This is a genomic window from Palleronia pontilimi (assembly GCF_016412875.1).
Classification (GTDB): domain Bacteria; phylum Pseudomonadota; class Alphaproteobacteria; order Rhodobacterales; family Rhodobacteraceae; genus Palleronia; species Palleronia pontilimi.
This window is the reverse complement of record NZ_JAEKPD010000019.1, coordinates 41,746-54,703: the sequence shown is the minus strand read 5'-3', so window position 1 is coordinate 54,703 and position 12,958 is coordinate 41,746. Positions and strand designations below refer to the sequence as shown.

General features: G+C 68.0%; 9 protein-coding genes and 1 pseudogene. 3 read left to right on the top strand and 7 right to left on the bottom strand.

What is annotated here, in order from left to right:
- Positions 1 to 665 (bottom strand): annotated as a pseudogene (locus ILP92_RS16270) (transposase); the annotation flags it as partial.
- 381 nt (positions 666 to 1,046) lie between these two features.
- Between ILP92_RS16270 and ILP92_RS16265 the strand changes: the two are divergent.
- Positions 1,047 to 1,940: a glucosamine kinase nucleotide-binding domain-containing protein gene (locus ILP92_RS16265; RefSeq protein WP_198917478.1), complete on the top strand. Its 894-nt coding sequence runs from the start codon at positions 1,047 to 1,049 to the stop codon at positions 1,938 to 1,940.
- Positions 1,937 to 3,085 (top strand): N-acetylglucosamine-6-phosphate deacetylase, encoded by a 1,149-nt coding sequence (gene nagA / locus ILP92_RS16260; RefSeq protein WP_198917477.1) that lies wholly within the window; start codon positions 1,937 to 1,939, stop codon positions 3,083 to 3,085. The genes ILP92_RS16265 and nagA overlap by 4 nt, the downstream gene beginning before the upstream one ends.
- Before the next feature lie 29 nt (positions 3,086 to 3,114).
- Here nagA and ILP92_RS16255 read toward each other — a convergent pair whose 3' ends face one another.
- The 5 genes from ILP92_RS16255 to ILP92_RS16235 form a co-directional block, all read right to left on the bottom strand.
- A complete protein-coding gene (locus tag ILP92_RS16255) occupies positions 3,115 to 4,323 on the bottom strand; it encodes a glycosyltransferase family 87 protein (protein ID WP_198917476.1) in 1,209 nt (402 codons plus the stop codon).
- 257 nt (positions 4,324 to 4,580) lie between these two features.
- Positions 4,581 to 7,724 carry an AAA family ATPase gene (locus ILP92_RS16250; protein WP_198917475.1) on the bottom strand — a complete coding sequence of 1,048 codons (3,144 nt, stop codon included), beginning with the start codon at positions 7,722 to 7,724 and terminating at the stop codon, positions 4,581 to 4,583.
- A 134-nt stretch (positions 7,725 to 7,858) separates the two neighbouring features.
- Positions 7,859 to 8,809 (bottom strand): polyprenyl synthetase family protein, encoded by a 951-nt coding sequence (locus ILP92_RS16245; RefSeq protein WP_198917474.1) that lies wholly within the window; start codon positions 8,807 to 8,809, stop codon positions 7,859 to 7,861.
- Positions 8,806 to 9,303 (bottom strand): hypothetical protein, encoded by a 498-nt coding sequence (locus ILP92_RS16240; protein WP_198917473.1) that lies wholly within the window; start codon positions 9,301 to 9,303, stop codon positions 8,806 to 8,808. The genes ILP92_RS16245 and ILP92_RS16240 overlap by 4 nt, the downstream gene beginning before the upstream one ends.
- Before the next feature lie 20 nt (positions 9,304 to 9,323).
- On the bottom strand, positions 9,324 to 9,635 hold the full coding sequence (locus tag ILP92_RS16235; protein WP_198917472.1) for a hypothetical protein: 312 nt from the start codon (positions 9,633 to 9,635) through the stop codon (positions 9,324 to 9,326).
- Between the two features lie 132 nt (positions 9,636 to 9,767).
- Between ILP92_RS16235 and ILP92_RS16230 the strand changes: the two genes are divergently transcribed.
- Positions 9,768 to 11,624: an FAD-dependent oxidoreductase gene (locus tag ILP92_RS16230; RefSeq protein WP_368667911.1), complete on the top strand. Its 1,857-nt coding sequence runs from the start codon at positions 9,768 to 9,770 to the stop codon at positions 11,622 to 11,624.
- On the opposite strand, the gene ILP92_RS16225 is transcribed toward ILP92_RS16230, so the two are convergent.
- The gene (locus tag ILP92_RS16225) at positions 11,582 to 12,916 is read right to left on the bottom strand and encodes a hypothetical protein (RefSeq protein WP_198917470.1); all 1,335 of its coding nucleotides are present in this window, start codon (positions 12,914 to 12,916) and stop codon (positions 11,582 to 11,584) included. The genes ILP92_RS16230 and ILP92_RS16225 overlap by 43 nt on opposite strands.
- Between the last annotated feature and the right edge of the window lie 42 nt (positions 12,917 to 12,958).

Here is a 12,958-nt window from a genome sequence, read left to right as displayed (position 1 = left end):
GTGTTACCGACACCCCTTCCTCGCGGTAGATGCGATAGAGCTTCTTGTGGTTCATGATCATGCCCTTGCGCTCCAACAGGATGCCGATCCGGCCCCTTTCGGGACATCACTTCGTGATGCCCTGCCGGGCAGCGGGATAGCCGAACCGACGTCGCTTGCCAGCGATCTGCTACATCTCCTTGCGGATCTCAGCGCTGTCGGGCGGGCGGTCTCGCCGGACAGCCTTGGGATCAACACCGACCAGCCGACAGGCCCGGCGCTGCGAGATGTCATGATCCCGCATCACCCGGAGCGCCGCGTCTCGCCGCTTGGTCGTTCGCCATTTTGCTCGAACCAATGGCGCATCAATGGCTCACCGTCAGCTCTTTCCCAGCAGGTCCTTCAGCACGACATTGTCCAGCATGGTATCAGCCAGCAGGCGCTTGAGCTTGGCGTTCTCATCCTCAAGCGCCTTCAGCCTGGCCGCCTCGGATACCTCCATGCCGCCGTATTTGGACTTCAGCTTGTAGAACGTCGCTGTGCCGAGGCCATGCCTGCGGCACACCTCAGCGGTCGACATTCCGTTCGGCACTACGATTGATCCACTGGATCAATCGCTTAACGCTTGAACCCTGTACCTTGATCATCCCGATCATCCGCGCCTCGGTGAAACGGCTCTTTCGCATCTGTCTGCTCCTTCAGAGGTGGCGCAGACCCTACATCACGGTGAGCGATTTCGCGGGGGGCAGGTGAGTAAGGGAAAAGCATTTTCCGTTGTTCTTGCGGGTGCAGTTGAACGCGCGGTTCGAATTCAGGAGGTCCGGAAACGTACTACCTGGTCCAATAGTCTCTGAGCAGCGGATCCTCAATATCCTGAATTCAAGGAGTGCGACGTGTTGTGGGTCTTCCCAACGAAGCTCCGCAAATTCGATATGACCCATAGACACGTCGCCCACGTTCGTCCCCTACTGCGAAACCCTCTTGCACCATAAGGCACTTCATCTGGCGGCGCTGGTCTCGTATGACATCGCGCAGTGCGGATGCCCTGACTTGAAACGGACCTGTCCATGTCCATCGCGAAAGATGCCCACCTCATTGGTGTCGATGGCGGCGGAAGCGGCTGCCGGGTATCGATCCGCGCGGCCAGCGGTGCCGAAATCGGGTCCGCAGAAGCCGGACCGGCGAACGCGACGACCGATCTTTTTCAATCCATCGCGAATGTCCTGTCCGCACTCCACGCCGCGTGCGCCATGGCGGGCCTGTCCGGCGAAGACCTTCGACGCTCGCATGTCCATGCGGGACTTGCGGGAGTGGTCTCGCCCGGCGTCGCGACCGCCGTCGCCCGCGGAATGATGAAGGACACGACTTTCGCGAGCTGCTCTGTCTCGGACGACCGCGAGATTCAGGCGCTTGGCGCGCTGGGAGGCAGCGACGGCTACCTGCTGGCGATCGGCACCGGCTCGATCGTGGCGCGGCTAAGGGATGGCCGACTGACGGGGCTGGGCGGCTGGGGCTTCGTTTTGTCCGATCAGGGCTCGGGCGGCGATCTGGGACGCCGGGCCCTGTCGCGCACGCTGCAGGCCCATGACGGGCTTGTCGAGCGGACGGCGCTGAGCGATGAACTGCTCGCCCGCTTCGATGGGCCCGCTGGCATCGCCGCTTGGGCGGCCCGCGCGACCCCCGCCGACTTTGCCAAGCTGGCCCCCGACATTACGCGTGCGGCGGGCAAGGCAGACCCGATGGCGTTAGATCTGATGATCGACGGCGCGGCCTATTTCGATCGTGCCCTTCGGGTCCTAGGCTTCACGCGCGGAGATCGGCTGTGTCTGACGGGCGGGCTTGGGCCGAACTACGAAAGCTGGCTTGTATCAGCCGCCGGGGCCGAGCTGACCCGCCCCCGCGGATCGGCGCTGGATGGCGCGATCCTGCTTGCGGCGAGACGGGGACGGTCGGGACGGTGAGCTTGCTTGCCCATATTGCGTCGGCCGTCCACGACGGCACGCGCCTTCACCAAGACGCCGCGCTGATCGTCGAGGACGGCGTCTGCGCGGGGATCGTGGCGGCCGCCGACATCCCCAAGGGCGCCCTGCGCGTGGTGAGCGATGGCATCATCTGTCCGGGCTTTGTCGATCTTCAGGTCAATGGCGGCGGCGGCCTGATGTTCAACGAGCGCCCGGATCCGGACGGGTTGCGGCAAATCGCACGCGCGCACGCGCGGCTCGGCACCAGTGCTTTCCTGCCGACGCTGATCACCGATACGCCCCAAAAGACAAGGGCCGCCGTCGCGGCCGTTCGCAGCTTGATCGCGGCTGGCGATACCATCGTTGCCGGACTGCACCTTGAAGGGCCGCACCTGTCGGTCGCCAGGAAGGGCGCGCATGATCCGACGTTGGTCCGCCAGATGGAGCTCGAGGATCTGACATATCTCTGCGAAGCGTCAGGGACTCTTCCCGCGCTGATGGTGACGCTGGCCCCGGAAAACGTCACGAACGAACAAATCGCCACGCTGAGCGGTGCTGGTGTCATCGTCTCGTTAGGCCACACCGATGCCGATTACGAAACCTGCATGACGGCCTTTCGCGCGGGCGCGCGCGGCGTCACGCACTTGTTCAACGCGATGAGCCCGCTCGGCCACCGGGCGCCCGGACTGGTCGGCGCAGCGCTGGATGCGCCGGGCGTGATGATGGGCCTGATCGCCGACGGCATCCATGTCCATCCCGCCGCGATGCGGGCCGCTTTAGCGGCGCGCGGTGACGGGCTCTTCCTGGTCAGTGACGCCATGGCGATCGCCGGAACCGACCTGAAAAGCTTCGCTTTGAACGGCCGCATCGTTACCCGTTCAAACGGTCGGCTCGCCCTGCCGGATGGCACGCTTGCCGGCGCGGACCTGATCATGCCCGACGCTATCGCGACCTGCATCCGCGACCTTGCCCTGACCTCGGAACAGGCAATCGTCATGGCTACATCGAGACCGGCAGAGTTGATGGGGTTCGCGACGGCGGGAAGACTGGTTGTGGGCGCACCCCTGCGTGCCGTCGTACTGCGGCATGATTTGGGATTTGCGACCGTGCTCGACGATGTCTCGCGCGAGGGATCGCCTGACTGACGCCCTATGGTCTGGGAAAAGTGCTGTGATCATAGTTGCCCGGACCTCCGGAAGCCCGACTCTGCGTAGCCGCGCCGCACGACGGTAGCGACGCTTGCGAGCAGCAGCAGCGGCGCAAAGGGCATGTCCAGATCCTTCGACACCGCGACAAGGGCAGGCGCTATATAGCCCAGCACGAGGCCCGCGCGCTCAAAGGGCAAGAAGCCGGTAGCGCGGGCCCGCTGCCAGACGATCAACAGTCCCGGCAGGGTGAAGACCCAATCGTAAGTGTAGCTGTGCGGCGTGACCAGAAGCGTACCCACGAAGATTACTGCAAGAACGAAGCGCGCGGCGGCTCGCAGCATGATCAGATGAACGATGATAGCGATTATGGTCAGGGCGCAGACAAGGTGAACGCTCAGCGCCACGCTTTCGGATATGCCCAACAGCAAAAGGCCCGCATAGGGGGACGCCATCCATGACAGCGCCAGATTCGAATTGGCCAGGTTGGTGTAGGCCTCCAACAGCGCCGAGGCGAAGAACGCCCGCCAGGCGCCCGTCCCGAAAATCGCCGCCGACAGACCGATCACAACGGCCAGGCTGACAAACCCGGCGACGATGGTGACCCATCGACGTCCCGCCAGCAGCAAGACCGGCCAGAGCAGGCAGAGATGCGGCTTTATGGACAGAAGGCCCAGCCAGGCGCCCGCCCGGGCTTGCCGCTTGGCCAGGCATCGACAGGCCAGCACCGCAAGGGCCGTCGTCAGGAAAGCGTTTTGCCCGTGGGCGACGTTGATCCAGACCGCGGGCGCGGCGAGCAAGATCACCAGATCGTCGAAATCCGCCAGCAAGGGCCGGATCGCGATCAGAAGCAGGACGAAGGTCACGCCCAGGAAGGTGATCTGGGCGACAGCGTAGGGCAGGGCGGGCAGCCAGAAGGTCAGCAGCAGGTAGCTCGGCGGATAGTAGAAGGGCGCCAGGCGCTCGGTCCGGGGAAAGGTTGCGCGCTGCCGGTCCAGAAGACTGGGACCATCGAATGCCGCTTCGAGATTACCGTCCAGCGCCAATTGGGCGGCGGCATAGAAGGTAAGGAAATCGGTCGGGCCGCCGAGCAGAAGTTCGATTAGTATCGGAACGATCAGCAGCACGACCACGACCGCGACGAAGAGCCAAAGCCAGATCCGCGACTTCCGCGAGAGAGGCTCGGGCCGCAGGTCGCCAGCTGCACCGGGCAGGTCGGTGGGATCCCGGGCCGTCATCGCGCCGCGTGATTCGTTGGGCCGACGTGCATCGCCCGGGGCGCTTCCACGCTTTCTTTGCGTCTTTGTCATAAGGTGTCTAACCGTCCCGCGGCCGTTTGGGACAGACTGTGCCCAAAGCCCCTATCACTCCACCACAACCATACGCGGCCCCGGTCCACGCAGCCACAATCTGTTGCGCGCGTATCAACATCTGCGGCACCGGCGCGCGCCCGTGCCGGAGGCCGCGCAAGGCGTCGGGCCAAGGCTGCGCCGCGCTAGGCGTCGGCCATTCCGCTCGGGGTCAGGCCGTGGGCCCCGGATCCGGTGAGCCCCGCCAGATCTTCGCTGGCGGCGCGTTCGAACCGGGTTGCCCCCTGTCGTCGCGCCAGGTCAGCCGCGTCCTGCAACAGCTCGGCCACCGTCGAGTCCGACGCGCCCATGGCGTGCAGGCAGGCGGCCCGATGGCGTCGCACCTCCGACAACAGGTAAAGATGGCGCGAGCGCTCGATCTCGGCCTCGCAGTCATCGACCAGCGCCAGGGCCTCGTCCAACCGGCCCGCGTCACGCAGCAGCGTGGCCCGCAGCAGCATCGCGCTGGGCACCCAAAGCGGGTATTGCCCGCCTTCGCCCTGCGCCTCGGCCATCTTGGTCAGCCCGTCCTCCAGCGCGCCGCGCCGCGCCTTCAGCCACCCATCCCACAGATCGGCGTAGAGCGGTGCAAGCTCGCCGCGTTCCACCACCTCGCGCAACTCCTCCAGCAGCGGCGGAACGGCGTCGAAATCGCCCATCTCGATCCGCGCGATGCACAGATGCACCAGCACCTGAAACAGCGTCGCCGAATTGTCGAGCGCGCGGGCGCGTTCCAGCGCGCGGACATGGTTCAGCTCGACCCGCTCGGGGCGGTCGCGCAGGGCCATCAGGATGGTCTGCTGCGCGAGCGTCGCGGCCAGCACGTCGAACGGATGGCCCGGCAGGATCGAATCGTGCGCGTCGGGCGCGTAGCCGTCCAGCACGCGGTCGAAATGGGCCTCGGCCGCGTCCAGCTCGCCTTCGAGCATGGCGACGTAGCCCAGGATCCGCTCGGGCATCCTGTAGGCGTTCGGCAGGCGCGAATTCTCGGTCGCGCGCTTCATCTGCAGCGCCGTGGTGCGGGCCGAGACCATGTCGGCGCGCACCAGCGCCGACATGCACCTGCTCCAGAGCAGCTGCAAAGCGGCCTCGCCGGGTTCGGACATCTCGAAGAGGCCCGCCAGCCGCGCCAGGTTCTGCTCGACCTGGTCCGACGCGAACCCCGTGGTGGCCGTCAGCGGCATGTTCAGACGGATGCGCAGCGCGGCTTCCTGTTGGTCGCGCGCGGCCGTGGCGGGCTGGCGTCCGATCAGCTCGAGCGCGGTCCGGAAATACGAAATCGCCGACGCCATGGCACCTTGCGCGATGCTCTGCTCGGCGGCGCGTTCCCAGTATTGCAGCGCGGTCTCCAGATCGCCGGCTTCGGAATAGTGATAGGCCAGCGTTTCGGGCTGCGCCTCGGTCAGCGCCTGGAACCGCGTCTCGATCGTCTCGGCCACCCGGCGGTGCAGCGCGATCCGCCGCGAGCGCAGCAGCGAGCCATAGGCCGTGTCGCGCAGCAGCGCGTGGCGGAACGCGTGATCCGACTGGCGCCCCTTCTCGATCAGGTTCGCGCCTTCGAGCTCGGCCAGGCCGGCCCGCACCTGGTCTTCCGATAGATCGGCGCAGGCGATCAGCAGGTCGGTGGAAAAGCGCCGCCCGATCAGCGCACCGATCTGGGCCACCGGCTTGCCCGCGTCCAGCCGGTCCAGGCGCGCCATCAGGGTGTCCTGCAGCGTGAAGGGCACGGCGCTTGCGTCGCCGTCGGGCTGTTCCAGCACCGCTTGCGTCAGTTCCTCGGTGAAGAACGGCACCCCGCCCGAGCGCTCGGCGATGGTCCGGCGCACGTCGTCGGGCAGGGCGTCGGCACCGGCCTGGGCGGCGATCAGCGCGTCGGTGGCGTCGGACGGCAACGGTCCCAGGGCGATTTTGCGCAGCGCGGGCGCCGCGGGCAGCCGACCCGCGTCGGGCCTTGCGGTCGCCACCAGCAGCAGCGGATGCTCTTTCGCGCGCTCGGCCAAGCGGTCCAGCACGTCCAGGGTCGCCGCGTCGGCCCATTGGATGTCCTCGACCGTCAGCAGGCGCGCGCGCTGGGCCGATGCTTCCAGAAGCGCGACGACCGCGTCGATGGTGGCGGCGTGGCGGTCCGCCGGATCCATGTCGGGCGCGTGCGGCCCGGCGCTCAGGCCCAACGCGCCGACCAGGTACGGCAGGCTTTCTGGCGTGGTGCCCGGAAGCTCGCCAAGCGCCGCGGCGGGATCGGCGGCGGACTCGACGCCGAACTCGGCGCTCAGCCATTCCGTCACCGGGTGCAGCGCTGCACCGTGACGATAGGGTGAGCAGTGCAGATCCACGATATCGCCATCCCGTTGCGCCGCGCCGCGCAGCTCGGCCAGAAGGCGGGACTTGCCGATCCCTGGCTCGCCCTGCACCACGACGGCGCCGCCCTGGCCGTGCAGCCCGTCCTGCCACAGCGACAGCAGTTCGGCCTGCTCGCGGTGCCGCCCGATCATCGCCCCGCGCGAGGGCAGCGCTTCGGTGCCTTCCGGATCAAGATGGGCCTCGCGGGTGACCTGCCAGATCGTTTCTTCGTCGGAAAAGCCCTTCACCGCCTGTCGGCCCAGGGGATGCAGCTCGAACGTGCCGCGCAAAAGCCGCCGTGTGGCATCCGATACGACCACCCCGCCCGGCGGGGCCAGGTTCTGCAGCCGTGCCGCAAGCGACAGCGTTGCGCCGGTCGCCAACTCGTCGTTGGCCACGAAGCCCGGGCGGGTTTCCTCGATCACGGTCAGGCCGCTGGCGATGCCGACGCGCACCTCGACGGGGCCGACCACGGAAGACAGGCTGCGCGCCCGCGTGATGATCTCGAGCCCGGCGCGCACGGCGCGGATCGCGGCGTCTTCCAGCGCGCGCGGGTAGCCGAAATGCGCCATCAGACCGTCACCCATGCGGTGCGCCACGAACCCGCTTTCGGTCTCGATCGCGGTGATGCAGGCCTGGCGGTAGGCGCGCAGGTGGGAACGCAGATCCTCGGGGTCCAGCCGCGACGCGATCTCGGTCGAGCCGACCATGTCGCAGAACAGAACCGTCAGGTTGCGCCGCTCGCCCACGACGTTGTCGGGCTGCGAAAGCTCGCTCTGCGCGGCCTTCATCAGGCGCCGCCGGGGACCCAGTCGCAGACCCAGACCTTCCAGGTCCGAATCCGACAGGATCGCAAGATCGTCCAGCGTCACTTGCTCGGCGGCAAGCACGTCGAAATACTCGGACAGATCGAGGGCATCCAGAAATGCCCGCAGTCGCTGTTCGGACATCTATGCTTCCCCCTTGGCACGGATTTTACCCGAGCGGGTGACCCCTTGACAAGATTGCTAAATTTTCCCCAACGGGTAAAGTCCCGCCGACGCACCGCGGCGAGCGGTCGCATCGGCCCCGAGCCCGGTGCGCGCTAGCGGCCGCTGAGCGCGCGCGTCTGCTCGATCAGCGCATCCAGCGCGGCCGTGTCGGTGGCGAAAAGCCGGGCCTCCTGCCGGGCCTGCCGGGCGATGTCGTCCAGCTTCGCCTCGGACGCGGGCAGGGCCTTCAGGAAGGCCGCCTTGGCGATTTCGAGGTCGGCATCGGTGGGGTCGGGCCGACAGAAGGCCGCGGACACGGTGTCGTCCGCGATGGCAAGCGATGCGGGCAGCGTCAGGATGCCGTCGCGCAGGTCTTCCTTGCCACCCCCGCCCAGTGCCGGCAGGCCACGCACGTCGGCCACGTCGTCGCAGCCGTGATAGAGCCGCCCCAGCAGCCCGCCATAGGTCCTGAGCTTGCCGGACCGGTCGCCCAGGCAGGCGCAGATCTCGAACATCGAGCCGGTATCCTCGCCCGCGATATGCCACCAATCCTCGTATCCCAACGGCTGTCGGCGCAACCGCCATTGCAGGCACTCGGCCACGCCCAGCCGCTTCAGAAGCTCCGAAAACAGCGAAATCCCCTGCAGGTCGTCGCCCAGCTGCAGGTAGCCCTCCGCCACGATGTAGCCCGACGTCATCAGCGCCGACAGCTCGCCGAACTTGGTGTGCATCGTCGCGCGGCCGCGCCTCTCGGGCGAGCGGTCGACGATATCGTCGATCACCAGCGACACGTTGTGGAAAAGCTCGATCACCAGCGCCGACTGGATCACCCGCTCCGGGATCGGTGCGGCGCCATACATCGCGCGGTGGCAGGCGAAGATGGTCAGCGGGCGGAAATACTTCGACCCGCTCATGAACTGCCACTCCAGCGCCTCGCGCATCTCGTCGTCGCAGCCCGCGACCCAGGCGGCGATGCGCTCGCGCAGTTCGGACATCTCGGCCGAAAAACCCAGCGCGTCGATGACCGATGCGCTGGTGCTGTCCAGGCTGGCCGTGTCGTTCACAGCTTGGCTTCCGCGCGGCGCTGGAAATCCTCGGCCGAGACCGGATCCGCGACGCCCTGTGCCACCGCTTCGCCCAGCTGCGCCAGCTCGTGGTCCAGCCGCCGCGCTTCCAGCATCGCGGTCTCGCCCACTTCGCGCAGGAAGCGCCGCAGGCTTTCGACCTCGGCCCGGGCCCTGTCGGGCGGCAGATCCTGGCCCGACAGATGGGCAGGGATGGCCTCGATCAGCGCCGATTGGTGCCGCGCGAAAAGCTCGGTCAGGCGCTGGGAATAGCGCAGCGCGCTGCCGGACGCGATCGAGCCTGCCTCGATCAAAGCGGCGGTCGAGCCGATCCGCGCCCCGTCCGCCGCCCCCGGTCCGCCCCCGGCGATCTGGGACATGATCCGCGCGTAGCCTTCCAGAAGGCCTGCCAGCGATCCGGCCAGCCCGCCGGTGCCGTCCTGTCGGCCTTCTTCCGCTGCAGGTCCGGATGAATCGGGGCCAGTGCTTGTCATTGCAGGGTCCTTTCGGTCGTTCAGGGGGCGCGGCGCTGCGTCCCGGCGGCGTCGAGGGTGTTCAGAAGCGTCATGCCGAAGAGCGACGCGTAGCCGCGCATCATCTGCAGCTGGCGGCGCTGGGCGTGGTAGGCGATCCACATGGCCCGCTCGGTCGCCGCACTGCGCGCGGTGTCGGGCGCGCGCAGGGCCTGCGCGAGCGCCTGCGCCACTTCGGCGCTTTCGCCCGCGGTGGCGCGCAGCGCCTGGCCGCTCACATCGGCACAGCTTGCAACCAGCGCCCCGTAACCGCGAGCCGCGGTGATCGCCATGCGTGTGGGATGCAAAGTCATGGACAGGCCCCGGCCCCCGCGTGTTAACCATTTGTATCGGCACCCTGACCCGCAAACGGTGGAAACGCAATGTATTTGGATGGAGAAGTCCCTTATCCGGTAGCGCCAAGTCCCCGGCCACACGTCATAATTGTGGGCGCGGGGGTCGCGGGCCTGTCGGCGGCGCACCGTCTTCTGGAACGCGGCCACGACGTGACCCTGCTGGAAGCGAACTCATATGTCGGCGGCAAGCTCGGCACCCATACGGACTGGGACGACCAGCGCCACAACAAGCACGGCTTTGAGGTCGATGCCCCTCTGACCGAAGATCCGGGCCCGTTCGGGCGCCGCCTCTGCGACACCTGCACCGACCCCTGCTGCCAGGACAAGCGGTTCGACGACCGCCACGAGCACTGCTACCACATGTACCTGAACTGGTATCACAACTTCTGGGGCCTGATGCGCGACATCGGCGCCGTCGACCGGTTCGTGCCGATCAGCGATATCTGCCACCAGCCCGCCGACCCCGACGCCCAGGCTTACCGGGTGGTCAATCCCGGATCGCCCTGGACCGCGCTCAGCAACCTCGGATGCGGCGTGAACACGCCCGTCGACATGTTCCTGCACGGCCAATCCATGCTGGATCTTCTGGCGTTGCCCGAACGCGCGGACCGGCGGCTCGACAAGATGAGCGTCGAGGCTTTCCTGCTCGACCATGGCTACACCACGCCCGCGTCGCGCAAATCCAGCCACCGCGTGCTGGCGAAGGCATTCGCCGCCTCGACGTCGATGGCGTCCGCGTCGACCTACCGGTCTTTCGTCAAATACGGCGCGCGGCTGCCCGATCCCACCATGTGGCTGCTGGACGGCGACACGTCCGAGGCGATCTTCACCCCGTGGCTGAAGACCCTCGCGGGTCTGGTCGGGCAGTTCGATGTCGAAGGCGAGATCTTTCGCGACCGGCCCGTCTTCAGCGACGCGATTGCGCATTTCGAGACGCTGGAGCGCAGCGCGGCCGAACGCGACGCGCTGCCCAGCCTGAAGATCATCCCGCTGTGCGAGCTGACGGGGATCGAGATCGACTTCGAGACCGGCGAATTCATGCTGCGCGTCGACAAGCTGGACCGCTCGCCCGGGCCGCAGCCCGGGTACGACCAAAAGCGCGATTTCTATCAGGGCGGGCTATGGCGCTTCGGCGGGCAGATCATCCTGACGGTGCCGCCGCGCCAGCTGGCCACCCTGGCCTATACCCGCGCGGGCTATGAAAAGGCCGACGCCCGGACCTGCCTGGCCGCGGCCGATCCGCACCTGGCCAATGCCACGCGGCTGCACAGCGCGCCGATCATGACGCTCGACGTGGTGTTTCGCGGCCCACTCGAGCGTCCGTTGCCGCGCGGAATCGTCAACCTGCTGAACTCGAAATACGAGATGAGCCTGTACGACAACACGCAGATGTGGCGCTCGGAGGCGGGAGAGGAGCCGCGCGAGCACATGATCAGCGTGTGTGCGTCGGACGCGCAGACGCTGATGCCCTATGTCGACAAGCCCGGCGGCATGAAGGTCATCATCGAGGAATTGCTGGCCGAGATGCGCCGCTACGTGCGCTTCGACCCCGAGGCCGACATCCTGCATTGCCGCACCCACCTGCAGACCAACGCGGGCGAAGAGCTGTTCATCAACGCGGTCGATACCTGGAATTCACGGCCCCGCACCACGACCGAGATCCCCGGCCTGACCATCGCGGGCGATTTCGTGCAAACGCCCATCGACGTGGTCACGATCGAGGCCGCGGCCATGAGCGGGCTGATGGCGGCCGAGGCCGTGCGGCGCAAGACCGGCGCGGGGCGGCCCGTGGACATCGTGGTGCCCGACACCGTGCCGTCGGCGATGATGTCGGCCGCGGCCACGGCGATGCGGCCCTTCGCCTATGCCGCCCGCGCGGCGTCCGGCGTCGACCAGGGCTGGCGTCAGGCCTTCGACGAGGTGTTTCCGGCGCCGTCGGACGACTGAGCGCCGATCCGCACCGGCTCGGCCAGCGTGCAGGTCAGCCGTTCGGTCCAACCGTTGGCCGCGGGTCGCCTGCGATCCAGACCCAGCCCGCGCAGCGTGTCGCACAGGCACGCCATCCCCCCGCGGCAGAGGCATCCCGCCTGCAGCCCCGCCGCGCGGTCGGCGGGCAGGGTCAGCCGCACGTCGCCGCGGACCTGGACGCCCTCGCCGGTGCCGCTGCGCATCAGCACGGATCGTGCCGGTGCGACCGCCGCCGCCGGGGGGCCGTGCGGGGCGACCATCGAATGGATCAGCCCCGGCACCCGGTCGCTGCGCCCGCGCCCCAGCCGCGGGAAGGCCAGCTGCAACGTGCCGCTGGACCGAACCGCGCGCGATTGCAGCGCGCCCTGTCCGAACCGGACCCGGTCGGCCCCATAGGCCACCTGGAAGCGCGAGCGCGGTTCGGCGCTGGCATTGTCGTGCAGATCCTTGCGGATGCCCCAGATCTGCCGCGCCGCGCCCAACGAATAGGGATGCGTCACGATCAGCCGCAGGAACAGCTGTCCGGGACCGGGGAAGCGGGCGGCGCGCGGCGACACGGTCAGGCTCAGCCCGATTTCCTGCACGACCCCGAAATCCGAGGCGCGGTAATCCGATGCCACCAGCGACACCAGCACCCCGCCATCGCCCACCGCTACCGGCGCGAAGGCATCCAGCACCTCGGGCGGCTGGTGGCCGGTCTCGCAGGCCTCCGCCAGCAGGCGCCGGGCTGCGTCCAGCGGCACGAACCACGCGGCCCAGGCCTGCGACGCGTCCAGAACCCGCGCGGGCAACAGGAAGGGCGCGCCGGTCGTCGGCGCGAACTCGGGCACCGGCGCATCCACGTCGACGCCCGAGCGCGCGGTCAGCTCGCGCCACTGCGCCTCGGCCAGATTGGGGTCGACATCGACCCGGGTGATCGTCGCCACCGGATCGGTGCCCGCCAGGGCGCGCGCCAGGCGGTCCTGGGACGGGGCCTGCGCCTCGTCGAAATGCGCGGCGGCCGTGGCGGCTGCCGACGACGGCACGGCCAGCATGTCGACCGCCAGTTGCCCGGCCTCGCGCGCGGCCATCCGGGCCAGCGCCCTGGGGCTTTCCGCACCCAGGATGCCCCTGGCCACAGCGTCGGCCAGGCGCACACCGGCGGTGCCCGACAAGGCCAGGGGGCGCTTCACCATCTCGCAACCGAAGCCCGCCCAGGCGCAGTAAAGCCGCCAGGCATCGTCGGCGGTGATGTGGGGCTGCTGCAACGGGTGGCCTGGCTCGGTGCTCATGGGTCGTCTCCCTCTCTCTGGGGCGCGCACCGTGGCTCCGGG